The organism is Phytoactinopolyspora alkaliphila (assembly GCF_010550695.1).
In the GTDB taxonomy this organism is placed as follows: domain Bacteria; phylum Actinomycetota; class Actinomycetes; order Jiangellales; family Jiangellaceae; genus Phytoactinopolyspora; species Phytoactinopolyspora alkaliphila.
In genome coordinates, this window is the sequence record NZ_JAAGOB010000006.1 from 115,035 (window position 1) to 139,662 (window position 24,628).

The window sequence follows — 24,628 nt, forward strand, 5'->3', positions numbered from 1 at the left end:
CGGGGGCCGGCATCATGTGATCACGCTTCTTCTCAGGCGCTGCCCCTTACCATGGTGGCTCAGGTGCACCTCAATGGGGGTAAGGCCCCTTACCGTACGCCTGAACGGCGAGGTAGTGAGGAGGTAAGGGGGCTCAGCCCAGTTCGTCCGCGGTGGGCGGATCGGCGCCCCGGCGGCCGCAGGTGATGGCTGCCACGCGGGCGGCACGCTCCAGCATGGGCCGCAGTTCGTCAGCGCCGATCCCGGCCAGCTTGCGCCGGGTGCCGGCACCGAGCAGTCCGTTGAGTCGTAGCGAGTCGACCAGGCCGGCCGTGTAGGCGTCACCGGCGCCGACGGTGTCGACCACGTCGACCGGTGCGGCGGGAACCTCGATGGTGGCGCCTTCGCTGGTGGCGGCGAGGACGCCATCGCCGCCACGGGTGGTCACGACCAGGGAGGCGCCGCGGGACGCCCACCCCTTGGTGACGGCCGTGATGTCAGCGCCGGGCACCAGCCAGGCCAGATCTTCCTCACTGACCTTGACCACGTCGGCAAGCTCGATCAGCTCCGTCCACTGTTCACGGACCTCGTCGACCTCGGCGAGCAGCGGCGGGCGGAGGTTGGGGTCGAGGATGATGCTGACCTCGCGCCGCTGCCGCTCGCGCCGGAGCAGCTGGAGAATGGCCGGAGAGCCGGGCTGCCGAGCGGCGGCGATGGAGCCTGTGCACAGTGCCAGGGTGCCGGGCGGCAGCGGATCCGGGATCTCGTCCGCGCGCCACTGCCAGTCCGCCGTGCCCTCCGCGTAGAAGTCGTACGTGGCGCGTCCGGCGTCGTCGAGCGACACGACCGCTACGGTGGTCGGCTCGTCGGCGTCGATGGCGTAGTCCAGCCCCACGCCGTTCGTGGTCAGGTGCTGGCGCACCAGGGCGCCGAACGGCCCCGTCCCCAGCCGGGCCAGGAGCTGCGTTGGCGCACCCAAGCGGGCGAGTCCGACGGCGACGTTGGCAGGTGAGCCGCCGGGCACCGGACGGTACACCCCGCCCGGCTCGCTGACGAGGTCGATGAGAGCTTCACCGGCGACGACGATCTGCTCTTGGGTCACGGCGACACTCTAAGGTATGCGTGGATCCGAGACGAGGGCCCTGGTTCCGGGCTGCACCGGCTCGGCCAGCATGCCGTGCTTCACCAGGCTTGCCCGTGCTTCACCAGGCCTGGAAGCATGGTGAAGCACGGGAAGACATGGTTTACATGATCATTCGGGATGGTCAGTCACCGATATAGGGCCGGACGCCGTCGGGCGTCTTGCGCCACACCGTCACCACGGCGGGCCGGGGCTGATCACCGTACGGGAACGTGGAGAAGCGGTTCTCGGTGGTGGCGCCGTCGACCTCGCCGGGATGTTGCACAGCCATCAGGGCGGTCCGGCCATCCGGTGTGATAGCCGGGCCGCAGCACTCGGCGCCGGTCGGCACCGAGAGGAACCGGCGCAGGTGACCCTTGTCCTCACCCTCCACCGGCATCACATACATGCCGTCGTTGACGCCGGACGGTCCCGGCATGCCGTCGGTGGAGATCCAGAGCCGTCCGGACGGATCGAAGGCCACGTTGTCCGGGCAGGAGATCTGGCTGACCTGGGACTTGTCGAAACCGTCGTAGTAGGTCTCCGGGTCGTCCGGGTTGCCGCAGACGATCACAATCGACCAGGTGAACGTGGTGGCGGCAGCGTCGCTACCGTCTTCATCCAAGGCGATGACGTGACCGAACTTGTTCTCCGGCCGCGGGTTCGCCTCGTCCACCTCACCCGGTGTGCGCCGTGTGTTGTTGGTCAGCGCGATGTACACGGTCCCGGTCACCGGGTTCGGCTCGACGTCCTCCGGGCGGTCCATCTTGGTGGGGCCGACCTTGTCCGCGGCCAGCCGGGTGAAGACCAGCACCTCCTCGACGCTCATGCCGTCGACCTTGCTCTCCCCGTTCACGATCAGGGGAAGCCACTCGCCGGTGCCGTCGAACAGGCCGTCGTCCGGCGGGCTGTCCGGGAACTCGGGGCTGTTGCCGGTGAACCGGGCGACGTAGAGGTCGCCCTCGTCCAGGAGGGTCAAGTTGTGCTGGCGCGAGCGCTTGTCCGTGCCCTGCCGGTACGTATTCGACGAGACGAACTTGTACACGTAGTCGTAGCGCTCGTCGTCGCCCATGTAGGCGACCGCCCGCCCGTCGTCGGCGATGGCGATCGTCGCGCCCTCGTGCTTGAACCGGCCGAGAGCGGTGAGCTTGCGTGGCGTCGACGTCGGGTCGTAGGGGTCGATCTCCACGATCCACCCGTGCCGGTTCGGCTCGTTGGGCTCAGCGGCGACGTCGAAGCGCTGCTCGGCGCGTTCCCAGCCGCGGCTGGTGCCGATTGTGGTGCGGATGCCGTAGCGGGCGTAGCGCTCGCGAGTCAGCGGGTCGGTGACCGCTGCCGTGGCGCCGAAGTACTGGTGGAAGTTCTCCTCGCCGGACAGCACGGTGCCCCACGGCGTGACGCCGCCGGCGCAGTTGTTCAGGGTTCCGAGGACCTTGGTCCCGCTCGGGTCGGCGCTCGTCTTGAGCAGGTCGCTACCGGCTGCGGGGCCGACGACGACGAAATCGGTGCCGGTGTGAATGCGGCGGTTGTTCTTGCGCCGCTTGGCCGGCTTCCACTCGCCGGTGTCGCCGACGCGCTCGATCTCCACGACGGCGAAGCCGTGCGCGGCCATGGCGATGCGCAGCTGCTCGACGCTCGCCTCCGCCGGCGACGACCAGCCGTGGAACATGAGGTTCTCGTTGGTGTACTCGTGGTTGACGCAGAGAAGGGCCCGGTCGAGGTTCCGGTCCAGCGGGAGCACCGCGACGAAGTCCGCGTTGTAGCCGAACTGCTTCAGCTGGGCCTCGACCGTCTGGTTGTCGAAATCGAAGTCCGGCGCGCCTTCTTCCACGGGGTCGCCCCAGGCCATGACCACCGACCAGTCGTACCCGTTGGGCACCACGACGGCGTCGACGGTGTTGTCGCCGACGGGGAGAAACCCGATCGGGCGGCCGAGCTCCGGGGGATCGATGCGCAGGTCGTTGTCACCCGGAGGACGGACAGCCGCCACCGGCCGGGCGGCGGCGGCAGGCGCGGTGGCCAGCGCGGTGGCGGAGCCGGTGCCGACGACGAATGCGGCCAGCGCGCCGGTGCGCAACAGTCCACGGCGCGACATCGCCTTCTCGGCCATGTCGCCGAAGTACTCGTTGTCGCTGGTGTTCGGCGCGGGGTGGGAGCACGCGTCGGCACACCGGTACGTGCACGTCATGGCGCTACGGCCGCCGTGGCTGCCGTTCAGTACCGGCAGGAGTCTCCTGCGGCCGGCGCTGTGGGTCTCGGACATGGGTGTCCCTTCGTCGCTGTCCTGCGGGTATGCCCATGAACCTAGGGACAGCCCGACTGGGCTGACCACTCCTAACGGGCGAACGGAAAGTAAAGGACACGTGAGTTAGGGCAGCCTTGTCCTCGTGGCCGGGCGGCGTGCGCCGAAACCCCTACCACGCCGAACTCCGGTGCCCGGCGATCCTCTACGGTGGGTGCGTGCGGAGCGGTTGCTCCTGGAGACGAAGGCGCGAGGAGTTCAGGTCATGACCAGTGTGCCCAGCGTGTCGTATTCGATTACGGTCCGGCTCGAGGTGCCGGCCGGCGCCACTGCCGTGAGCTCCCTCACCGCGGCGGTGGAGAAGGCGGGCGGACTGGTCACAGCACTCGACGTGACCGGTTCCGGCCACGCCCGGATTCAGGTGGACGTCACGTGCGCGGCGTCGTCGTCGGCCCATGCCGAAGAGGTGGTCGACGCGCTGCGGCTGGTGCCGGGCGTGACCATCGGCAAGGTGAGCGACCGGACGTTCCTTGTGCACCTCGGCGGGAAAATCGAGATCACGTCCAAGGTCCCGATCCGTAACCGGGACGATCTCTCGCTGGTGTACACCCCGGGAGTGGCGCGGGTCTCGCAGGCGATCGCGAAGAACCCGGAAGACGCCCGCCGGCTCACCATCAAGCGGAACACGGTGGCCGTCGTGACGGACGGTTCGGCCGTGCTGGGCCTCGGCAACATCGGCGCGATGGCGGCGCTGCCAGTGATGGAGGGCAAGGCGGCGCTGTTCAAGCGGTTCGCCGGGATCGACGCGTTCCCCATCTGTCTGGACACGCAGGACGTGGAGGAGATCATCCAGACCGTCCAGCACATCGCGCCGGTTTTCGCGGGCATCAACCTTGAGGACATCTCCGCGCCGCGCTGCTTCGAGATCGAGGCGCGGCTGCGCAAGCTGCTCGACGTGCCGGTCTTCCACGACGACCAGCACGGGACCGCCATCGTGGTCCTGGCCGCACTGATCAATGCCTTGAAAGTGGTGGGCAAGGACCTCGAGTCCATCCGGGTGGCGATGGCCGGCGCGGGCGCCGCTGGACACGCGATCGCCCAGCTGTTGTATGCCGCAGGAGTCAGGGACATCGTCGCCTCCGACGTGCACGGTGTGATCCACCCGGGCCGGGACGACCTTGCCGGGGTCCCCACCTGGTACCTGGAGTGCAGCAACCCGCGCGGTGTCACCGGTGATCTGTGCGACGCCGTCGCCGGCGCCGACGTGTTCATCGGGGTCTCGGCGCCGAACGTCCTCACCGCGGCCGACGTCCAGACCATGGCCCCGGACGCCGTCGTGTTCGCGCTGGCCAACCCGGAGCCGGAGATCCAGCCCCAGGAGGCGGCCCGCTACGCCGCCGTCGTGGCCACCGGACGCAGCGACCATCCGAACCAGATCAACAACGTGCTCGCCTTTCCAGGGGTGTTCCGCGGTCTGCTCGACGCGCAGAGCCGGACGGTCACCACGGAGATGCTGACCGCGGCGGCCCGTGCGCTGGCGGCGACGGTCACCGACGACGAGCTGAACCCCGCATACATCGTGCCCAGCGTGTTCCACCCGGGCGTCGCGGACACGGTGGCGGCGGCGGTCCGGGGCAGTGTGGAGAGCATCCGCCGCACGGCAGAGGAGACGGGAGAGTTCCCGTCCATCCCAGTATGAGCCGAGACCGGGAACGGCGGCGCCTGCCATGACGGAGATGGAGCTGGCCGGGCGGCTGCTGGTGGCCACCCCGCAGCTGAAGGGCTCGACGTTCGACAGCGCCGTGATCCTGATGCTGTCTCATGCCGACGACGGCGCGCTCGGCGTCATCCTCAACCGGCCCAGTGACGTCGCGGTCACCCGTCTGCTTCCCAAATGGGACACGCTCGCCTCGGAACCCGCCGTGGTCTTCCAAGGTGGTCCGGTCGGCACCGACAGCGCGCTGGCATTGGTGCACATCGACGGTCCAGGCGAGCCGCTGGGTGTGCGGAGGGTGGGCGGCGAGGTCGGCATCCTCGACCTGGACACCCCGACCGAGGTGGTCGAGCCTGCGGTGATAGGTCTACGGGTGTTCGCCGGTTATGCCGGGTGGGCTCCGGACCAGCTCGACGACGAGGTCGGCGAGGGATCCTGGTACCTGGTCGACGCCGAGCCGCGGGACACGTTCCGCACCGACGCCCCCGACCTGTGGCGGACCGTCCTGAGGCGTCAGCACGGCGACCTTGCGCTGATGGCGTCGTTCCCCGACGACCCGACCATGAACTAATCTGTCTCGCCTATGTGTCACCTGATCGTCGAACTGTCGTCTGATCGTTTACCCGGGCGAGATCAGGTGACGCAGCTCCACGTTGCGCCCAGGGTTTGCCCTCTGATCGTGTCTCATTGTGTGGACGGAGTTTGATCAGATGACCGGAGCGCCGTCCTCGACGTGAATTGGTCATCTGATCATCGCGCAAGGAGCGCTCGTCGTCGAATGTGCGATGCGGCTCAGCCGCTCCAGCCGCGGCTCATCAGCGCGCGGAGGAGCGTCGCTCCCACGATCTCCGGCCGATGCCGGACTGAGTACGACGTGAACCGGAGTAGCCGCCGGTTGTTGATGATGATCTCGTTCGCGCGCTCGAGATCTTGTTCCCACTGCGTGTGCACCATATGCCCGCGTCCGTCGACCTCGACGCTGAGCTCGTACGCTTCCCAGTCGGCGTCGAGGTAATACCGACCGTCCCGATGCCGGAGGACGTGCTGACGCGTGGGTTCGGGTGCACCGATCCTACGGACGATCCCGGCGAATTCCTGCTCCGGCACAGATGCGATACCGCCTTCAGCATCGTCGATCGTCTCGGTGATCAGTTCATGGCGGAGGCATGGGCCGCGGCTGGGCAGAGCGTCCCGGAGTTGCGACGGGCTGACGATCGCCTGCTGGACGCCGGCCAGAATCACTGCTCGTGCGAAACGCTCGGTGTCCGCCCAGCTCGCGGCGTCAAGCAGGCTTCGTGGCAGGCGTGTGCGCGTTGGCGATCTCAGCGGATGCACGTCAGAGGATGACAGGAAGCGTGAGAAGTGTTCCGTTACGCCGTCGATGTTCAACCGTCGTGACCCACATGGCATGGTGATGTGGACGGTCTCGTCGATGAACCCCTTCAGTCCGTCGATGCTGGCGGCCGTCAGACCGGACAACGCCGAACCGGGCGGTGCCGCCTTCAGCGCTGCCCAGCGCCGCTGGTCCTCAGTGAGCGGGCCGTTATGCAGCACGAACACGTCACGGCGGATTCGTCTCCACCTCCGGGCGCGTACTTCGCGCACGGCATGGCGCACGTACTCCGGTGGAATGTCACGTCGATGGACGACGCCACACTGCTGCTCTATGAGCTGAAGCCACCACTGCTCGTCGTCGGCGGGAAGATGTTCGGCAGTCACACCGGTCAGACTTCCCGGAACCACCCATCGATGGAATAGCGTGCGTTTAATTGTGGATAACTTTGTTGATTTACTTATGCCTGTGGAAGGGCATCACTCGTGCCGCTTGTTGATCAGATGGCGCAATGCGCGTTTAGCTCGGAGGTTGGCCACCTGATCCACCGACGTCCGCATCCTGAGATGTGATCAGATGGCAAAACTCGGCTGCTCATAGGCAGCGTGCGCATCTCGTTTCCACGCGGAGAAGGATCAGATGACAAATCGATGATCAGGTGACCAAAAGGGGGTTAGGGGGAGCGGTCGACGTGGGTGCGGGGGCCGTCGAGTACGGGGCGGTCGCCGTCCCAGGTGAGTTCGGTGAGCCACATGGTCCGCCCGGGCAAGGCGGAGCCGATCGCGTCCGGGGGCCAGGCATGGTGGACCATCCAGGTCCGTCCGCCGTGCTCGATCAGGACGCAATGGCCCGGCCCGGCGGCATCGTCGGTCGTCGCCAGGATCGGCTCGGACTGCGGCTTCGTGCACGGGCCGAGTGGGCCCTCGCACTCGGCGTAGCCGACGGCATACGCGGCGGAGCCGTAGTCGTTGGCGGAGTAGAACAGGTAGTACCGTCCGTCGCGCAGCCACAGGAACGGCGCCTCCACCAGGTGCCCTTCCCACGGCTGATCCTGTTTGATCAGCTGGACCGGCTCGCCGGTGAGCTCGAGTCCGTCGTCGCTGAGCGGCTGCGCGTAGATCCAGGTGTCCACACCGATGGCGTTGCCGTCGTTCTTCCAGAGCAGATACCGCGTGCCGTCGGCGTCCTCGAACGGGCTGGCGTCGATCGAGCCGCCCTCGTCCTCCTGGCAGATGAGCGGCCGGTCCGACTCGTCGACGAACGGACCGGCGGGCGACGACGACACGGCCCGGCCCACGCACTGCCGCTGGGTCTCCTTGTCCAGGGCCGTGTAATAGACCACGAACCTGTCCGGACCGTGCACCGCGACCTCCGGGGCCCAGGTCCTGCCGCCCACCACCCACGGCGCCAGGGCCGGCATCGCGTCGCCGGCGCGCTCCCACTCCACCAGATCGGCGGAGCGCAGCACCGGGATGTTCCCGAGTGAGGAGTTGGTGGCGTAGGCGAACCAGGAGTCTTCGGCCCGGATCACCGCCGGGTCGGGGAAGTCGCGGTCGTACACCGGATTGCTGAATCCCATAGTGGTGCTCTCCGTCGGGTTCTCTGCGGGATCGGTGGGGTGATTGTGCTCTGCCCCGCTGTCGGGGTCAGGCGGCTCGGGGCCGCTGCCGCAGGCGACGACGAGCATCCCCGTCGCCGCCAGCGACACCGTTCGGATCAGGCTCATCCGGCCTGCTCATGGAAGCGGATGTACTCGAACACAGCCGTGGTGGCCGGCACGGCACCGCCACCGGCGTAGAGGCCGACACGCGGGTCCGAGCCCGCGGGCAGGGTCCAGGTGGCGCCCCATCGCCAGGTCTCGCCGTCGCGCGAGCTGGCTGACCGGTACAGCAGGTCGCCGCTGTCCGGATCCACGGTGTGCGCGATCCGCAGCCACATCGTCTCCGCTACCGGTCCGCCCAGATGAGCGCCCCACTCCAGGCGGTCGCCGTCGGCCAGCTCCTTGCCGAACTCCACTTGTCGCGAGCTCCAGATCGCCACGCTGCCCAGGCGGGCGAAGAGATCGTCGTCGGCGTGCACGATCAGGCCGGCCTGCTGATAGTTGCGGATGGTGTCGGTGCCGAGGTCGAGGTGGAGCTTGGTCTCCACGATCCAGTCGCCCTCCGGAGGAGTCCGCAGGAGCAGCGGTCCGGTGTTCGCCGCGCCGACGACGTCGACGGAGTCCAGTGGCCAGCGCAGGGTGTCGTCGTCCACGGTGATCGACTCGTCGGGCCGCACCCAGGTCCAGCCGGGGCCTACCTCACCGCTGAACTCCTCGCCGACGAGAACCTCCCCGGCGACGGGCTCCGGCACCGCTTCGGTCACCGGCTCGTGCGCCGGCACCACCGTGAGGTTGGTGACCTGCGCCTCTCCTGACGTCGCGGTGAGCCGCACCGGCCGGGGCTTCTGTGCACCGGCGGGGAGGTCCACGGCGACCTTCGCGTCGAGATCGCCGAGCCGGCTCTCACTGACTTCCGCCGTGAGCCGGTCCTCCCGCATCTCGATCGCCAGCGACGACCACACGGACGGGTCGAACCGGGACGGCAACGATGCGGAGTGGCTGCTGGTTCCACGGCCCGTGCGCACCTCGACGCTGAGCTCGCGCGACGACGGGTCGACGGTGACGGTGATGCCCGTGCGCCCGGCCTCGGCCAGGCCGACCGAGAACGACGCGTCGTCCCCGGCGAAGCGCAGATCCATCTCCACTCGCGCCGACCGGGGTGCCGCGCGCCGAGTGGTGACGGTGGCCTCGTCGTCATCCGGGACGAGACGTCCGATGGCTCCGGCATCGCCGGTGGTGTCGGTGCCGGTGATCCATCGTCCCTTTCGGGCGACGACGGCGTCGCCGCTCGCCGGATCGGCACTGTCGATGCCCAGTGCGCTCGCGGTGACGGGTGCGGGCTGCGGCGTGTCGCTGGGCCCGGCGCCGGCCCGGGTGACCGGCCATCCGTCGATCCAGTCGAGCCGGTCGATCAGCGCGGGGCGGCGGTTGACGCCTCCCGGTTGGTTCAGCCAGGCGTCGTCCCGATCGATGGCGTGGTAGACGATGTGGTCCTGCCCGGACACGTCGGTGATGATCGCGTGATGGCCGACGCCGATCCATCGGTTGCCGTTCTGCGCGAGCACTTGCGTGCCGCCCACCCTGGAGTCCAGCATGGACACGCCCTCGTGGTCCACGAACGGTCCGAGCGGGCTCTCCGAGCGACCCGCGTAGACGCTGTACCCCGTGACTGGCCCCGCGCAGCAGTTCGCCGACGACGCGGTCAGGTAGTAGTAGCCGTCCCGCTTGACCACGAACGCGCCCTCGTACCGGTCCGGACGCGCCACCTGCACCGGCGCCCCGACGGCGCGGGTGCCGCTGTCGTCGAGCTCGGTCACCCACAGGCCGCCGTGGTAGCCGCCGAAGTACAGGTAGCGGGTCCCGTCATCGTCGGCGAACAGGGCCGGGTCGATGGTGTTGAAATACCCTCCGCCACCGTCCGGACGCGGCGCCACCACTGGGCCGCCGGAATCCGTCCACGGACCGGCCGGGGTGGGTGCGGTGGCGACGCCGATGGCGAAGTTCCATTCACCGGGTTCGGCGACTGTGTCCGTGGCCGTGTAGTAGAGCATGTACTGGCCGTCCACGTATCGGATGTCGGGAGCCCAGTAGAACGACGACGACGTGGTCCACCCGGGGCGGTCGGCGTCGTCGAGAATCGTCCCGAGGTACTCCCAGTCGGCGAAGTCCAGTGTGCGGGCCACGTGCATGAGCCCGAACTCGCTCGGCTCACTGTGCAGGGGGTCGCTGGTCGCGTACATGTACCAGTAGCCGTCCTTGCCGCGGATCACGGCCGGGTCGGCATAGGTGTCGGAGAACGACCCCGAGATCGGGTTCTGCGTGGTCACGCCGGAGCCGGGAGCGGGCGCGTTGGCGCCGACCCCGGCGTCGACCGCGGACGCCGCGACGCTGGAGACGACCAGCGCACCGGTGATCAGTGCGCCGAGCGCGATCCGGGCGGGGGTTGTGGTGCGGGGCATGTGGATCATCCCTTCAGGCCGCTGCGAGAGACACCTTCGATGACGTAGCGCTGGGTGAAGACGAACAGGATCAGCACCGGCACACTCGCGACGAAGGCTCCGGCCATGATCACCGGATAGTCGGTGGTGTAGGCGCCCTGCAGGAGCCGCAGGCCGGCCGGGAGCGTCAGCCGCTCCGGGCTGAACAGGACGTAGATCGGCCAGATGAAGTCGTTCCAGTTCGTGAGGAAGGACAGCACCGCCAGTGTGGCGAGAGCGGGTTTGGAGTTGGGCAGCACCACGCGGGTGAAGATCTGCCACTGGTTGGCGCCGTCGATCAGGGCTGCCTCCTCCAGCTCGCCGGGGAGCATGGCGAAGAACTGGCGCAGGAAGAACACGCCGAATGCACCCGCCGCTCCCGGGACCACGAGCGCCCACACCGTGTCCAGCCAGCCGAGCCGGTCGATGATCAGGTAGTTGGGCATCAGGAAGACGAAGCCGGGAACGAACAGGGTGGACACGATGACCACGAAGAAGAATCCCCGGAACCGGAATCTCAGCCGGGCCAGCGCGTACGCCGCGCACGAGGCGACCGCGAGCACCAGGAGCATGTGCAGTGTCGCCGCCAGCAGGCTGTTGAAGAACCAGCGCAGCACCGGGTAGGAGCCGTCGAGGCGGAGCAAGGAGTCGTAGGCGTCGAAGGTGGCCTGCTCCGGCAGGATCGTCGGCGGAATCGTGGTCGCCTCGGGGTTGGTCTTCAGCGACGTGAGGAACATCCACAGGATCGGGCCGATGAAGATCACGGTCAGGACCGCGAGGAACAGCCAGAAGACTGCGCTGCTGAAGAGCGAGCGTGCCCCTGTCTGGCGGTCCGGGGCGGCACTGCCCGATGCGCGTTCGGCGAGCGTCGTCGTCATGACTTCCTCCTCTCCCGCACAGCAAGGACATTGATGATCGAGACGATGCCGAGGAACACGGCGAGCAGGTAGGACATCGCGGCGGCGGATCCCATCCGGAACGACTCCAGGCCCTCGCCCAGGATCACCATCAGCGCGGTCCGGGTGGAGTCACCCGGGCCGCCTCCGGTGACCAATACTGACTGACCGAACATGTTGGCCGACGCCAAGACGGTGATGACCACGACGAACACCAGCACCGAACGCAATCCCGGAAGCGTCACGTGCCGGAACTGCTGCCAGGACGACGCGCCGTCCACCTTGGCGGCGTCGTAGAGCTCCGCCGGGATGTCCTGCAGGCCGGCCAGGTAGATGATGGTGTTGAAGCCCAGCGTCCACCAGACCGTCATGGCCACCAGGCTGATCCACGCCCACGGCTGCGCTGTGATCCACGGGATCGGCGTGCCGACACCGAGCGCGTTGAGGAGGCTGTCCAGGCCGACGGCATCGATGGCGGCGTTGAGGATGCCGATGTTCGGGTCGAGCACGAACCGGAACAGCAATCCGACGACGGCCACCCCGAGCACGTACGGCATGAAGAACACGGCACGGAAGAACGTCCGGCCGGGGAATCGGCGGTTGAGGAGCACGGCCAGACCGAGCGGTATGCCCACCAGCAGCGGCACACTCGCGACGGTGAAGATGCCCGTGGCTCGAATGCCGTTCCAGAACATCTCGAACGCCGCCGACGTGGAGTCGAACAGGTTGAGATAGTTCGCGAACCCCACGAACGGCTTGACCTCGAGCATGTAGTCCCAGTCGTGCAGGCTCATCCACAGGCCGAACACGGCGGGAGCCGCCACGAAGGTGATGAAGATCGCCAGGAACGGCGCCATGAACGCGTACGGCGTCCACGGCGCGTGGCGGCGGATCCGGGACGTGGCCCCGGTACTGTCCCGCCGCCCGGTCCGGCCCGGCGACGTGGCTGTCGTCGCCATGGCGGCTACTCGCTGTACCGGTCGCGGTTCTCTTCCAGCTTCTTCGTCGCCCTGGCCGCGGCGTCGCTGAGCGCCTTAGCGGGTTCCTTGGTGAGCAGAACCGCCTCGTTGAGCGCTTGGTCGAAGTCGGCGAAGGCGTCGCCGATGCCGGGCACCGCGGGCGGGAAGCGCAGGTAGTCGACCTGCTGGGCCAGCGCGGCCTGTTCGGTGAGCTCCTGGAACTCGGCCGACTCCCGAACCGAGCTGCGCGCCGGCACCTGCCCGCCCTCGGCCCAGTCGAGCGACTGCTGGCTGACCCAGTTGATGAACACCCGGGCGGCGTCGAGCTTGTTCTCGTCCGGCCTGCGCTGCGAGGTCATCACGAAGTTGTGCGATCCGGCCCACGCGGCCTGGGTGCCGCCGATGTTCGGCAAGGGTGCGACGCCCCACTCCAGCCCGGAGACCTCCTTGAGGGTGTTGATGTGCCAGATGCCGTTCCAATTGAACGCTGTCTGGCCGTTCTGCAGGGCGATCGCGTCCGCGTCCTGGCCCACGTCGGACGGGCTGTAGTCATTGTTGATCGCGTCAACCATCCAGGTCAGCGCCTCGATCGCGGGATCCTGGTCCCAAGTCACCTCAGTGCCGTCGTCGTTGAAGAGCGACCCGCCGAACTGCCAGATCAGCGACTGGAGCGTCATGCTGCCAGTGAACGTGTGCGGCGACATCCAGTGGCCGGCGACCCCGGCGCTCTTCAGCGCCTCCAGTGCCGCCTCGTAGGAGTCGCGGTCCATCGGCGGGTCTTCCGGGTCGAGTCCGGCGTCGGCCAGTACCTGCTTGTTGTAGAAGTATCCGAGGGGATGCACGTCGAGCGGAATGCCGTAGCGCTGTCCCGCGTACTCACCGGCGTTCCACACGGCCTCGGCGAAATCCGACGCGTTCAGGTCCAGCGCAGCGGCCACATCGTCCAGCGGCATGATGACGTTGCGCGCGGCGTTGGTGGACAGCGAGTCGATGTGCATGATCCCCACGTCCGGCCCCCGGCCGGAGGTGACTGCCGCAGGCAGCTTGGAGTAGTAGTCCGCCCACTCCATCACTGTCATCCGGACGTTGACGTTCTCGTGTTCGGAGTTGAACGCGTCGACCAGGGCCTGCATGTAGGGGCCGTCGCCGCCGGTGAACCCGTTCCAGAACTCCAGCTCGACATTCGGGCCGTCGTAGGTGTCGGCAGCGGGTTCCGCGGCCGGTCCGGATGCCGAGCCGGAGCCCGGGGATGCGGAACCGCCACCGCAGGCGGCCAGGAGGGTTCCGGCGCCGAGTGCACCGGTGGCGGAGAGGAAGCGTCGGCGGGTCAAGGGGGTGGACGAGTGACGAGGTGTCGTGCTCACAGCGGCTCCTTCACAGACGATGGGAAGTGGATCACTGTCGGGCGGTGCGCAGGCGAATGAGGTGCCAGGAGGCGGGCGGCAAAACGGTGGTGAGGCTGCCGTCGCCCACCTGGCTGGAGGTGACGCGGCGGGGCCGCACCCGGTCAGGCTGGTCGGCACTGTTGGTGGCGGCCGGGTCGTCGTCGGCGAGCGCCAGATGTTCGACGAGTTCGACGCTGTGCCCGGATGATTCGAACGCCCGCAGCGACGCGGTGAGCTGCGCCGGTCTGGTGCGGTCCCGGTTCGTGGCGAGCAGCACCAGCTCGCCGTCGGCCGGATTGTGCACGGCGCTGACCCGTGTGGCCGGGACGTCACCGTGCCTGCTGGTGGACAGCTCGGGTGTCCGCACGGCGGTGCGCAGCGCGGTGCCCCGGGCATGCCGTGCGGTCAGCGCGAACGGATGGAAGATGGCCTGCCTCCAGGCTGGCCCTCCCGTAGCCGTCAGGATCGGCCCGATGACGTTCACCAGCTGGGCCTGGCAGGCGATGGCCACGCGGTCGCTGCTGTCGAGCAGCGCCATCAGCAGGTCTCCCACGACGACGGCGTCGGTGACGTCGTAGACGTCTTCGATCAGGGGGCCACCGTCACGGATCTGGAGGCCGGACTCCCCGGGGAAGCGGTTCTGGTACCAGACGTTCCACTCGTCGAAGGAGATCGTCAGGCGCTTGCGGCTCCGGGTGACGGCCGCGACATGGTCGGCGGTCGCGGCGATGGTGGCGATCATCCGCCGCATGTCCTCCGACGAGGCGAGGAAGCTGTCGACGTCGCCTTCCACCGGCTCGTAGTACGCGTGCAGTGAGATGTGGTCGACCAGGTCGTAGGTGTGCTCCAGGACGGTGCGTTCCCAGGCGCCGAACGTGGGCATGCCGCTGTTGGAGCTACCGCACGCCACCAGCTCGATGTCCGGGTCGGCACGGCGCATGGCGCGTGCGGTCTCCGCCGCGAGCCGGCCGTACTCGTCTGCCGTCTTGTGCCCGATCTGCCACGGCCCGTCAAGCTCATTGCCCAGGCACCAGGTGCGTACGCCGTGCGGTTCCTTGTGCCCGTTGGCGACCCGCCAGTCGGCCATCGCGGTGCTCTCCGCCGGGTAGTTGCAGTACTCCAGCAGGTCCACCGCCGCGCGGACGCCGCGGGTGCCGAGATTGACCGCCATGATGGGCTCGATGCCCACGCCTCGTGCCCAGCGGGTGAACTCGTCGACGCCCACGGTGTTCGGCTCGATGGCGCGCCAGGCGAGGTCCAGGCGGCGCGGACGGTCTTCCACTGGGCCGACGCCGTCCTCCCAGCGGTAGTTGGAGACGAAATTGCCGCCGGGGTAGCGGACAACGGTGACGCCGAGCTCAGCGACCAGGTCGGCCACGTCGCGGCGGAAGCCGTACTCGTCGGCGGTGGGATGGCCGGGCTCGAAGATGCCGCCGTAGACGCATCGGCCCATGTGCTCGACGAATGTCCCGAACAGGCGGCGATCTACATCCCCGATGACGAATGCGGGATCCACCGCGACGTCGACTTCGTACACGGACACCTCTTTCGCAGAGATTTACAACGGATAACCGTGCAGACATCCTTCACCGGATATCCTCCGTTGTAAAGGGGTGATCGAGAAGGAATCGCGGCGGCCGCCGCCCGGGCGTCAGGCGGAACCGGCGGGCGCGTACGGCCTAGACTCGGATCATCCACCGCGGCACATGGAGGCGACATTGGGGGCCCGACTCAAAGACGTGGCCGATCGAGCCGGCGTGTCGTTCAAGACCGTCTCCAATGTGATCAACAACCACCCGAACGTCACGGAGAAGACCCGCGAGAAGGTCCTGGAGGCCATCGCCGAGCTGCGTTATCGCCCCAATATGACGGCGCGCAGCCTGCGGCACGGACGCTCCGGCTTCCTCGCGCTCGCCGTCCCGGAGCTGACCTCGCCGTACTTCGCCTCGCTGGCCTCGGAGATCGGTGCCGCTGCGAAGCGCCGGGGCTTGGTGGTCCTCATCGAGGAGACCTCAGGCGAACACGAGGGCGAGCGCGTCGTCCTGGAGGGCCTCTCGTCGACCCTGATCGACGGCATCATCTTCAGCCCGATGGCCACGCCGGCCGCCGACGTGGCGGCCCGGACGGAGCCGACGCCCATGGTCCTCCTCGGCGAGCGCGGCTATCCCGCCGGCTACGACCACATCGCGGTGGACAATGTCCGGGCCGCGCGGCAGGTGACCCAGCATCTGATCGAGACGGGCAAGAAGCGGATCGCCGCCATCGGTGCCGAACATGAGTCCGGCACGGGCGCATTGCGAGGTCAGGGATACCGGCAGGCGCTCGAGGCCGCCGGCCATCGCGTCGACCCGGCGCTCATGGTCGGCGACGTGAACTACGACCGCACCACTGGGGCCAGGGCGATGGCGGCGCTTCTCGACGCGCCGGCCGGCGTGGACGCCGTCTTCTGCTTCAACGACCTGATGGCCCTCGGCGCCTTGCGGACGCTGCGAGAGCGGGGTCTGCGCGTGCCGCAAGACATCGCGGTGGCCGGGTTCGACGACATCGAGGACGGCAGATATTCGGCGCCGACCCTGACCACGGTCTCGCCCGATGTCCCGTTTCTGGCGGAGGAGGCGGTGCGGCTGGTGGCCCGGCGTGTGTCGGAGCCCGACGCCGCCGCCGAGGATGTCGAGGTGCCGTTCACCGTCGAGGTGCGGGAGAGCACCGCGGGGTGACGGTGCCCGCCAGCCGGTGACGCCGGGCGTCAGTGCCGGGCGATCGCCCACTCCCGGATCGTGTCGATTCGCGCCTGGATCTCCTCGGCCGTGGCGAGGGCGGCGGGTGGACCGCCGCACGCTTTGCGCAGTTCGGTGTGGATTGCTCCGTGCGGCTTGCCGGTGCGGTGGTGCCACGCTCCCACCAGGCCGTTGAGTTCGCGCCGCAGCATGGAGATCCGCTCATGCTCGGGCACCGTGCGGGCGGAACCGGAGTCGGCCGTGGCGGCCTCCGACTGTCCTCCGGATTGCTGACGCCCGGACTGCTGTTCGGCTTGCCGGCGCCGGAGGAGTGCGGTGACCTGATCCGGCTCGAGGAGCCCCGGGATGCCGAGGTAGTCGGCCTCCTCCGCGGAGCCCGACTGGGCCTGCGTGCCGAACTCGCCGCCGTCGTACAGCACCCGGTCGAAGGCGGCGTCGGACCCGAGGGCCTCGAACGGCACTAGCTCGTCCGCTCCCGTCTCCTGCCGCTGCGCCGCTTTCATCAGGGCTTCTTCCGCCGCCGCGGGATCGTCGTCGGGCGCGGACGTCTTGCCGAGGACGTGCTCCCTCGACGCCTCCATCTCGCCGGCGTAGGAGAGCAGGGAGGGAACCGTGGGAAGGAAGATGGACGCCGTCTCGCCGCGTTTGCGCGCCCGCACGAAACGGCCGACTGCCTGGGCGAAGAACAGCGGCGTCTGGGTGGCGGTGGCGTACACGCCGACCGCCAGGCGTGGGATGTCGACTCCTTCGGAGACCATCCGCACCGCCACCATCCAGCGGTGGTCGTTGTCGGAGAACTGGGCGATCTTCTTCGACGCCTTGGGCTCGTCGGAGAGCACCACGGTGGGGCGCTCGCCACAGATCCGTCCCAGCAGCGCGGCGTAGGCCCGGGCGTTCTCCTGGTCGGTGGCGATCACCAGGCCGCCCGCGTCGGGAACGTGCCGGCGTACTTCGGTCAAGCGAGTGTCGGCCGCGCGCAGCACGGACGGGATCCACTCGCCCTCGGGGTCCAGCGCGGTGCGCCACGCCTGCGCGGTCAGGTCTTTGGTGAGCGGTTCGCCCAGGCGGGCCGCGACCTCGTCGCCGGCACGAGTGCGCCAGCGCATCTCACCCGAGTACGCCATGAACAGCACGGGGCGTACGACGCCGTCCTGCAGGGCGTTCGCGTAGCCATAGGTGTAGTCCGCCGCACTGCGCTGAAGCCCGTCGGCGTCTGGCACGTAGGTGACGAACGGGATGGGATTGATGTCGGACCGGAACGGTGTACCGGTGAGCGCGAGCCGGCGAGCGGCCGGGTCGAACGCCTCACGTACGGCCTCTCCCCAGGAGAGCGAGTCACCCGCGTGGTGGACCTCGTCCAGAATCACCAGCGTGCGGCGGTTCTCACAGCGGGCGCGGTGCAGCATCGGATGCGCGGCGACGCCGGCGTAGGTGACGGCCACGCCGGTGTAATCCCGGCTGGTGCGGCCCTTGCGCCCGGAGAACGCCGGGTCGATGGTGATGCCGACCTTGTCGGCGGCGTCGGCCCACTGGCGCTTCAGGTGTTCGGTGGGCGCCACGATGGTGAGCTGGTGGACCGCTCGCTTGGCGAGCAGTTCAGCCGCGACCCGGAGCGCGAAGGTGGTCTTTCCCGCGCCGGGTGTGGCGACCGCCAGATAATCGCGTGGTTCGCGCTGCATGTAGTCACTGAGGGCGGCCTGCTGCCAGGCGCGCAGCCGGCCCGCGGTTCCCCACGGGGCGCGGGCCGGATAGGCCGGGGGCAGGTGCTCAGCAGCGGAGGTACTCACACATCTCCTGGTTGTTGTCCTGGGGCACAGCAAAGCCCGACCCGCTGCGGCAACGGTGACAACACGCGTCCTCGGCCGCTCCACGAACCGGGCTCACTCTTGACCTTAACCGCACCCTCGGACAGGTCAAGGACCGACGTGCCGGGCCGGTCCGGCGTCGTCCGCGGCTTCCGGCACGACGGGCTCCGGCGCGGGTACGTTCAGGCGGCCCGCTGCCCAGGCGCCGAATCCGGCCAGCGCGGACATGACGGCCAGGATCACCGCATAGACCCACATGGGCACTGACGTACCGGTGGTCGCTTCCGCTCCGTGGCTGGAGCCGAAGATGGTGCCGGCCAGGCCGACGAAGGCGATGGAGAACAAGGCGTCGCTCAACTGCATGGCGGCCGAGTTCGTGCCGTGCTCCTCGACGGGAGAGACCTGGAACAGCAACACGGAGATGCTGGACATGGCCATTCCCATGCCGAACGCGCCGAACATCCAGATCAGCGCCGCGATCAGGGCCGGGATGGCCGGCAGCAGCACCAGTCCCAGCAGGGCGATCGCCATCGAGACGCCCGCACTGCCGAAGCGCACCAGCAGGTAACGCGGCACCACGGTCCGCGGCCGCCCCTGGTACCAGGAGCCTGCCGCCCAGCCCAGCGCGGCGCCAGTGAGGGACAGCCCGGCCAGAGTCGACGACAGGCCGCGCTCGGCGACGAGCAGGAGCGGCAGGAACGCCTCCGCTCCGAAGAACGACCCGGCCAGGATGCCGCGCATGAGAACCACCGTGGGTAGTCCACGCCGGACCCGGAGCGTGCCGGGTGGCAGCAGCCGTGGCACGCTGGGCACGACCAGGGCGAGCCCGACGACCACCAGAGCGAGCGCGACCAGATCCGGGCGCGTTCCGGCATATTGCAGGATGCCCATGCCGGTGGCCGTGGCCAGCGCCAGCGGCATCCGCCGGCGGCGGATCACCGGGCCGGACGGCGGTGGGCCGTCCACGGCACGGACGGACGGCATGATCGCCAGGACAGGCAACAGGACGAATGGCGCCAAGCCCAGAAAGACCCAGCGCCAGGAGGCGTGATCGGCGAGCAGCCCCGCGACCAATGGCCCGACGATCGAGGGCACAACCCAGGCGGCCGACATCGCCGCGAAGATCCGTGGACGCATCGACTCGGGATAGGAGCGTCCGACCACGACGTAGAGAGCCACCACGACCAGGCCGCCGCCCAGGCCCTGCGCCGCGCGCCCAGCGATGAACGGCCACATCGACTGAGCAGCGCCGGCCAGGAGCAGTCCGATGGTGAACGCCAGTGCGCCAGCGATGATGGGAAGGCGGGGTCCTCTGCGGTCGCACGTCTCGCCGGCGATCACCATGCCGAGGAGGCTTGTGGTGAAGAATCCGGAGAAAGCCAGTGCGTACAGGGCCACGCCGTCGAGGTCGGGGACGGCCTTCGGCATGGCAGTCGCCACGGCCATCGCCTCGAAGGCGATGAAGACGACCGTGGCCACGATGCCGAGCGTGAGTTTGCGGTGCTCCGGGCCGAGAATGCGGGGGGTGGTGCCGGCCGCGGAGGATGAGGTCATGAATGAATCCTAGGGACACTCATGTACCGGGTCCAGTCGGTTTCGGCTGCTCCGGCCGGGGACGCGAATCGAACCACGACGACGCCGCGGACGGTCCGTACACTGGGTGGGGTGAGTACCCAACTGAGCCCGGGCGCCGAGACCATCCAGCGGCCCGACGCCCGAACGAAGCCTGGTGACGGCGACGGTGACCACGAACGGTTCTCGCACTACGTCTCCAAGAGCAAACTGACCGATGCGATGATCAACGGCACTCCCGTGATCGCCCTATGCGGCAAGGTCTGGGTGCCCAGTCGGGATCCGCAGAAATACCCGGTCTGCCCTGAGTGCAAGAAAAAGTGGGAGAAGATGAAGCCGGGCAAGGGCGGCGGCGACGACGAGTCGTAGGCCCCCAGCAGCCCGACTTGATGCGGCGTGTTCACGCTCCCGGGACTGGAGTCCCGGGAGCGCGTTTTAGAGCTTGCGCATGCTCCACGCCTGCTCGGCGCTCTCGGCTACGGTCTGCAGGTCGGCCCCCGTTGATGCCAGGACCGCCGCCGCTACCGCGCCCTCCAGGAACGGCGCGTCGGCGAGTCTGACCGCCGGCGCGTCGTCATCGTCGAGATCTTCCAGCAGCGTCTTCGCGGTCAGCACGGAGCTGCCCATGTCCATGAGGACCAGGACGCCGCCACCGCTGTCGGCTTCCCGCACCGCCGTACCGATCAGATCGATGCTGGTGCCCATCGAGCCGTCGTCGGTCCCGCCGGCGGGTCTGATGGTCACCTCTGGACCGGCGAGGGCGGCGGCCATCTCGGCGGCGGCGCGGGCGAGCGCCGCGCTGTGCGAGATGAGGACGATACCCACGCTCGGTGGCGTGGGTCCGCCATTGGCCGAGCTACTCATTCGGCGGTCACGTCCGCCAGTGCCCGGAAGATCAGCACGGTGGAAGCCGCACCCGGGTCTTCGTGGCCGACGCTGCGCGGTCCCAGGTAGCTTGCCCGGCCCTTGCGGGCCTGCAGCGGGACGGTGGCGGCGAGCCCGGCCTCGGCGGCCTCCGCCGCGGCGACCGCGGCGGTGTGCATGTCCGCCGTGGCGCCGGCTGCTTGCTGGAATGCGGCGACGGCCGGAGCGAACGCGTCCACCATGGTCTTGTCCTCGTGATGTGCGCCGCCGAGCTCCTCGATGGCCCTGAGCATGGCTTCCAGTGCGTCGGAGAGGGCGACGACGTCGCCTTCGTCCCGCATGGCCTTCCCAGCCGCGCGGAAGCCTGAGCCGTAGAGGGGTCCCGATGCCCCACCGGTCTTGCTCACCAGTCCACGTCCGGCGGTGATCAGAACCTTGCCCGGTGTTTCCGGCTCCTTCTCCGCCAGCGCGTCCACGGCCGCGGTCATGCCACGGTCCAGGTTGGCGCCGTGATCGCCGTCGCCGATCGCGGTGTCGAGCGTGGTAAGCCGCTCGACGTCGGCCCGGACGAGCTCGGCGATCCGGTTGATCCAGGCGATCGCACGCTGGGTGTCGAAGATCATCGTCACATCCCCCACCGCAGCGCCGGTGTCGACACGGGCGCATCCCAGAGCCTGGTGAGCTCGTCGGTGAGCAACGTGACGGTGATGGAGAAGCCCTCCTGGTCGAGGCTGGTGATGTAATTGCCGACGAGATTGCGTGCCACTCGCGCGCCGTGGCCCTCGATCCAGGCGACGGCTTCGGCGAAGGCACCGTACAGCTCGATCAGCGGAGTTCCGCCGTGTCCGTTGACGATCACCAGAACGTCGCCATCGACCGGCAGATCGGCGTGGATGGCGTCGAGGGCGTAACCGACGAGCTCGTGCAACGGCGCGAGCTTGCCGCGTTCGCGGCCGGGCTCGCCGTGGATGCCCACGCCGAACTCGATCTCGTCCTCGGCCAGCTCGAATCCAGGCTTCCCTGCGGCGGGGACGGTGCCGGCCTTGAGTGCGATGCCGAAGGAGCGGGAGCGCTCGTTCGCCTCCGTGGCGATCCGCGCGACCGTGTCCAGGTCGGCGCCTTCCGTGGCGGCCGCGCCGGCAACCTTCTCCACGACGATGGTCCCGCCGGTGCCCCGACGGCCCGCGGTGAACGTGGAGTCCTCGACCGCGACGTCGTCGTTGGTGACCACGGAGACCACGCGGATGTCGTCGTCCTCGGCGAGTTCCGCCGCCATCCGGAAGTTGAGCACGTCGCCGGTGTAGTTCTTCACGATGTGCAGCACACCCGCGCCGGAGTCCGCAGCCTGCGTGGCCAGGAGGATCTGGTCCGGGACCGGTGAGGTGTACACCTCACCGGGTGCGGCAGCGTCGAGCATGCCGTGCCCCACGTAGCCGCCGTGCAGGGGCTCATGCCCGGAACCGCCGCCGGAGACGAGGCCGACCTTGTCGGGAACCTTCTCGGCGCGGGCGATGACGCGGTTCTCGATGTCTACCGTCAGCTCCGGGTGCGCCGAGGCGATGCCGCGCAGCGCGTCGGTGATGACGGTATCGGGGGAGTTGATCAACTTCTTCATCGAAGACTCCAACTCAGCTGGTCCGGGCCGGTCCTCACGATCCGGCAACTACCTACGGCCACCCTACGCCCGGCCGGCCCGATTTCAGCCCCTCCGATCTCAGCCCCTGGCATGGGTCAGGGTCGTAAAATTCGGATAAATCGCCCTCCGTAGCGACCTTAACCCCTGGCATGCGTTGAGGAGGGCGGGTAGTTAGGGGATCAGCAGGAGCTTGCCGGTGGTTTTGCGGCCCTCGAGGTCCTCGTGGGCGCGCCGGGCCTCGGCGAGCGGATACCGGCCGCCTACCCGCACGTCCAACCGGCCGGAGCCCACCCACTCGAGCAGCTCATCGGTGCGGGCCAGCAGCTCCTCCCGATTCCGGCAGTAGTGCGCGAGAGTGGGCCGGGTGAGGTACAGCGAGCCTTTCGCGTTGAGCTGCTGCGGGTCCAGTGGTGGCACCGGGCCGCTGGCCGCACCGAACAGTGCCATGGTGCCGCGTACCCGCAACGCGTCCAGTCCGGCGTCGAAGGTCGCCCGGCCAACCCCGTCGTACACGCACGGCACCCCTTCACCGTCGGTCAGCTCCCGCGCCCGGTCGGCGAACTGCTCGTAGGAGGTGGTCTCGTCCGCGCCGGCCGCCTTCGCGAGCTCGGCTTTGTCTTCCGTCGATGTGGTCGCCAGGACGTGACCCCCGCGGATCTTGACGATCTGGGTGAGCAGCAGCCCGACCCCACCGGCGGCCGCATGCACGACGACCCAGTCGCCGGGCTGGACAGGGTAGGTCGACGTCGCCAGATAGTGTGCGGTCAGCCCTTGAAGGAGCAGTGCGGCCGCGTCGTCGGTGGAGACGCTCTCCGGTACGGGCACGGCCTCGTCGGCGGGAACGATCGCCTGCTCGGCGTAGGAGCCTTGCGCGGCCTTCCAGGCCACGCGGTCACCGGCCCGCACTCCGGTCACGTCCGCACCCACGGCCCGGACCGTGCCCGCACCCTCCATGCCGAGCGTGAACGGGGTGGGGACGGGATATCTGCCCTCGCGCTGGTAGGTGTCGATGTAGTTCACCCCGGCCGCCCCCACGTCGACCAGGAGCTCGCCGGCCTCCGGCTGGGGCGGGTCCACGTCCGTCACCTCGAGAACGTCCGGTCCACCGTTCTCCCGTACCAGCACTGCGCGCATCAGTCATCCTCTCGATCACGGTCACGTTTCCCGCAAGAGCCTCGTCCCTTCCATCCTGCCTGATCGAAGGTAGAGGCCACGAGGGCAGTCAGCCGGCGACGTCGTCGTGGACGGTACCCAGACGCGACTTCACTGCTGAGGGTTGACTTCTATGGTCTGAATCGCGTTTGCGGGCATGATCGGGGGATTCAGCGCGATTCACGGCAGAGAAGTCAACTTTCAGCAGTGAGGTCCGCCCGGTTCAGCGCCGTCGCCGGCGGAGGCCAACCCAGAACACGGCGGCGAGCACCGCGGCTGCGGCGCCGGCGTACGGCCCGTAGCGACGGAGCGCTTCCTGCGCGCCCGTGATCTCGAGCAGGTTGATCGGCTCGACCTCCACCTGAGCCCGGTCGGCTTCGGCATCCTCGACCGAACCCCGGTCCCCGAGCTCCGGCTCGCCCGGCGCGGCGGCCCGCACGTCAGTCAGGTCTTCGCCGTCCGAGCCGCCGATACCGACCAGGCCAGGCTCGGCCGCCGTCTCACCTGGGGTGCCGGTGGCCGCGGAGACGGCGGCCCCGGAGACGGCGGCCCCGGAGACGGCGGCCCCGGAGACGGCGGCTCCTGACACGGCGGCTCCTGACACGGTGGCGGCCGCTTCAGCCGGGGTAGTGCCCAGAGTCTTTGCCAGGCAGTCGGCGAACTGGTCGAGCAGCTTGCCGCTCACGTCCGAGATCAAACCGCGGCCGAACTGCGCCGGCCGGCCAGTGATCTTCAGATCGGTGGTGACGTTGACCTGTGTGCGGTCGCCGTCCGCGGTCAGGCTCGCCGTGACGGTGGCGGCGGCCGTGCCGGATCCCCGGGTGTCTTTGCCCGAGGCCTCCATCACGAGCCGGTGTGCCGACTCGTCGGTCTCGGCGAGCCGGCCTTGGCCGCGGTACAGCAGCGTCATCGGTCCCAGCTTCACCTTGACCGATCCGGTGAACTTCTCACCGTCGAACTCGTCCAGGGTGGCGCCGGGCATACATGGTGCTACCCGCGGCAGGTCGAGCAGTGTCTTCCATGCGTCGTCGATCGGTGCCGGGACGGTGAACTGGTGAACCAGCTGCATGGTGCCTCTTTCTCTCGACGCGTGGTGACCGTGAGCGGGATACCGCTGCTTCGGCGGTACATACCCGCTCACGGCCATCGATCACGA

Annotated in this window: 20 protein-coding genes; 4 read left to right on the plus strand and 16 right to left on the minus strand. The window is 68.7% G+C overall.

What is annotated here, in order from left to right; genetic code table 11:
* Nucleotides 1-133: 133 nt before the first annotated feature.
* Nucleotides 134-1,081: a PfkB family carbohydrate kinase gene (locus G1H11_RS12570; protein WP_163818930.1), complete on the minus strand. Its 948-nt coding sequence runs from the start codon at nt 1,079-1,081 to the stop codon at nt 134-136.
* A gap of 163 nt (nt 1,082-1,244) precedes the next feature.
* Nucleotides 1,245-3,362 carry a PhoX family protein gene (locus G1H11_RS12575; RefSeq protein ID WP_163818931.1) on the minus strand — a complete coding sequence of 706 codons (2,118 nt, stop codon included), beginning with the start codon at nt 3,360-3,362 and terminating at the stop codon, nt 1,245-1,247.
* A 244-nt stretch (nt 3,363-3,606) separates the two neighbouring features.
* Between G1H11_RS12575 and G1H11_RS12580 the strand changes: the two genes are divergently transcribed.
* Together G1H11_RS12580 and G1H11_RS12585 are read left to right on the plus strand one after the other, a co-directional pair.
* Nucleotides 3,607-5,040 (plus strand): NAD-dependent malic enzyme, encoded by a 1,434-nt coding sequence (locus G1H11_RS12580; protein ID WP_163818932.1) that lies wholly within the window; start codon nt 3,607-3,609, stop codon nt 5,038-5,040.
* 28 nt (nt 5,041-5,068) lie between these two features.
* Complete coding sequence (locus G1H11_RS12585) at nt 5,069-5,626, plus strand: YqgE/AlgH family protein (protein WP_163818933.1); 558 nt, start codon at nt 5,069-5,071, stop codon at nt 5,624-5,626.
* Between the two features lie 221 nt (nt 5,627-5,847).
* On the opposite strand, the gene G1H11_RS12590 is transcribed toward G1H11_RS12585, so the two are convergent.
* The 7 genes from G1H11_RS12590 to arfA form a co-directional block, all read right to left on the minus strand.
* Nucleotides 5,848-6,774 carry a hypothetical protein gene (locus G1H11_RS12590; protein WP_163818934.1) on the minus strand — a complete coding sequence of 309 codons (927 nt, stop codon included), beginning with the start codon at nt 6,772-6,774 and terminating at the stop codon, nt 5,848-5,850.
* A gap of 287 nt (nt 6,775-7,061) precedes the next feature.
* Complete coding sequence (locus G1H11_RS12595; protein ID WP_216843707.1) at nt 7,062-8,114, minus strand: glycoside hydrolase family 43 protein; 1,053 nt, start codon at nt 8,112-8,114, stop codon at nt 7,062-7,064.
* Nucleotides 8,111-10,447, minus strand: coding sequence for a glycoside hydrolase family 43 protein (locus G1H11_RS12600; protein WP_163818935.1), 2,337 nt, complete (start codon nt 10,445-10,447; stop codon nt 8,111-8,113). Before G1H11_RS12600 ends, G1H11_RS12595 begins: the two co-directional genes overlap by 4 nt.
* Nucleotides 10,448-10,452: 5 nt before the next feature.
* On the minus strand, nt 10,453-11,343 hold the full coding sequence (locus tag G1H11_RS12605) for a carbohydrate ABC transporter permease (RefSeq protein ID WP_163818936.1): 891 nt from the start codon (nt 11,341-11,343) through the stop codon (nt 10,453-10,455).
* A complete protein-coding gene (locus G1H11_RS12610) occupies nt 11,340-12,320 on the minus strand; it encodes a carbohydrate ABC transporter permease (protein ID WP_163818937.1) in 981 nt (326 codons plus the stop codon). The genes G1H11_RS12605 and G1H11_RS12610 overlap by 4 nt, the downstream gene beginning before the upstream one ends.
* A gap of 5 nt (nt 12,321-12,325) precedes the next feature.
* A complete protein-coding gene (locus G1H11_RS12615) occupies nt 12,326-13,684 on the minus strand; it encodes an ABC transporter substrate-binding protein (RefSeq protein ID WP_216843708.1) in 1,359 nt (452 codons plus the stop codon).
* 31 nt (nt 13,685-13,715) lie between these two features.
* A complete protein-coding gene (gene arfA / locus G1H11_RS27040) occupies nt 13,716-15,242 on the minus strand; it encodes an arabinosylfuranosidase ArfA (RefSeq protein ID WP_216843709.1) in 1,527 nt (508 codons plus the stop codon).
* A gap of 202 nt (nt 15,243-15,444) precedes the next feature.
* On the opposite strand from arfA, the gene G1H11_RS12625 reads away from it, so the two are divergent.
* Nucleotides 15,445-16,422 carry a LacI family DNA-binding transcriptional regulator gene (locus G1H11_RS12625; protein ID WP_216843710.1) on the plus strand — a complete coding sequence of 326 codons (978 nt, stop codon included), beginning with the start codon at nt 15,445-15,447 and terminating at the stop codon, nt 16,420-16,422.
* Between the two features lie 29 nt (nt 16,423-16,451).
* On the opposite strand, the gene G1H11_RS12630 is transcribed toward G1H11_RS12625, so the two are convergent.
* Together G1H11_RS12630 and G1H11_RS12635 are read right to left on the minus strand one after the other, a co-directional pair.
* Entirely contained in the window at nt 16,452-18,230 is a 1,779-nt protein-coding gene (locus G1H11_RS12630; protein WP_163818938.1) for a DEAD/DEAH box helicase family protein, read from the minus strand.
* A gap of 126 nt (nt 18,231-18,356) precedes the next feature.
* Nucleotides 18,357-19,802 (minus strand): MFS transporter, encoded by a 1,446-nt coding sequence (locus tag G1H11_RS12635; RefSeq protein WP_163818939.1) that lies wholly within the window; start codon nt 19,800-19,802, stop codon nt 18,357-18,359.
* A gap of 111 nt (nt 19,803-19,913) precedes the next feature.
* Here G1H11_RS12635 and G1H11_RS12640 point away from each other — a divergent pair, with 111 nt between their 5' ends.
* Nucleotides 19,914-20,189, plus strand: a complete 276-nt coding sequence (locus tag G1H11_RS12640; protein WP_163818940.1) for a DUF3039 domain-containing protein — start codon at nt 19,914-19,916, stop codon at nt 20,187-20,189.
* 66 nt (nt 20,190-20,255) lie between these two features.
* On the opposite strand, the gene dhaM is transcribed toward G1H11_RS12640, so the two are convergent.
* From dhaM to G1H11_RS12665, 5 genes are all read right to left on the minus strand, one after another.
* Nucleotides 20,256-20,684 carry a dihydroxyacetone kinase phosphoryl donor subunit DhaM gene (gene dhaM, locus G1H11_RS12645; RefSeq protein WP_163818941.1) on the minus strand — a complete coding sequence of 143 codons (429 nt, stop codon included), beginning with the start codon at nt 20,682-20,684 and terminating at the stop codon, nt 20,256-20,258.
* Complete coding sequence (dhaL, locus tag G1H11_RS12650) at nt 20,681-21,307, minus strand: dihydroxyacetone kinase subunit DhaL (protein ID WP_163818942.1); 627 nt, start codon at nt 21,305-21,307, stop codon at nt 20,681-20,683. Before dhaL ends, dhaM begins: the two co-directional genes overlap by 4 nt.
* A gap of 2 nt (nt 21,308-21,309) precedes the next feature.
* Nucleotides 21,310-22,299 carry a dihydroxyacetone kinase subunit DhaK gene (gene dhaK / locus G1H11_RS12655; RefSeq protein WP_163818943.1) on the minus strand — a complete coding sequence of 330 codons (990 nt, stop codon included), beginning with the start codon at nt 22,297-22,299 and terminating at the stop codon, nt 21,310-21,312.
* A gap of 192 nt (nt 22,300-22,491) precedes the next feature.
* Nucleotides 22,492-23,454 (minus strand): quinone oxidoreductase family protein, encoded by a 963-nt coding sequence (locus G1H11_RS12660; protein WP_163818944.1) that lies wholly within the window; start codon nt 23,452-23,454, stop codon nt 22,492-22,494.
* 241 nt (nt 23,455-23,695) lie between these two features.
* Entirely contained in the window at nt 23,696-24,541 is an 846-nt protein-coding gene (locus G1H11_RS12665) for an SRPBCC family protein (RefSeq protein ID WP_163818945.1), read from the minus strand.
* Between the last annotated feature and the right edge of the window lie 87 nt (nt 24,542-24,628).

Coding starts and splice junctions, on each gene's coding strand:
- G1H11_RS12575 (WP_163818931.1), bottom strand. CDS start 3,362: ATGTCCGAGACCCACAGCGCCGGCCGCAGGAGACTCCTGCCGGTACTG.
- G1H11_RS12580 (WP_163818932.1), top strand. CDS start 3,607: ATGACCAGTGTGCCCAGCGTGTCGTATTCGATTACGGTCCGGCTCGAG.
- G1H11_RS12585 (WP_163818933.1), top strand. CDS start 5,069: ATGACGGAGATGGAGCTGGCCGGGCGGCTGCTGGTGGCCACCCCGCAG.
- G1H11_RS12595 (WP_216843707.1), bottom strand. CDS start 8,114: ATGAGCCTGATCCGAACGGTGTCGCTGGCGGCGACGGGGATGCTCGTC.
- G1H11_RS12600 (WP_163818935.1), bottom strand. CDS start 10,447: ATGCCCCGCACCACAACCCCCGCCCGGATCGCGCTCGGCGCACTGATC.
- G1H11_RS12605 (WP_163818936.1), bottom strand. CDS start 11,343: ATGACGACGACGCTCGCCGAACGCGCATCGGGCAGTGCCGCCCCGGAC.
- G1H11_RS12610 (WP_163818937.1), bottom strand. CDS start 12,320: ATGGCGACGACAGCCACGTCGCCGGGCCGGACCGGGCGGCGGGACAGT.
- G1H11_RS12635 (WP_163818939.1), bottom strand. CDS start 19,802: ATGACCTCATCCTCCGCGGCCGGCACCACCCCCCGCATTCTCGGCCCG.
- dhaM (WP_163818941.1), bottom strand. CDS start 20,684: ATGAGTAGCTCGGCCAATGGCGGACCCACGCCACCGAGCGTGGGTATC.
- dhaL (WP_163818942.1), bottom strand. CDS start 21,307: ATGATCTTCGACACCCAGCGTGCGATCGCCTGGATCAACCGGATCGCC.
- dhaK (WP_163818943.1), bottom strand. CDS start 22,299: ATGAAGAAGTTGATCAACTCCCCCGATACCGTCATCACCGACGCGCTG.
- G1H11_RS12660 (WP_163818944.1), bottom strand. CDS start 23,454: ATGCGCGCAGTGCTGGTACGGGAGAACGGTGGACCGGACGTTCTCGAG.
- G1H11_RS12665 (WP_163818945.1), bottom strand. CDS start 24,541: ATGCAGCTGGTTCACCAGTTCACCGTCCCGGCACCGATCGACGACGCA.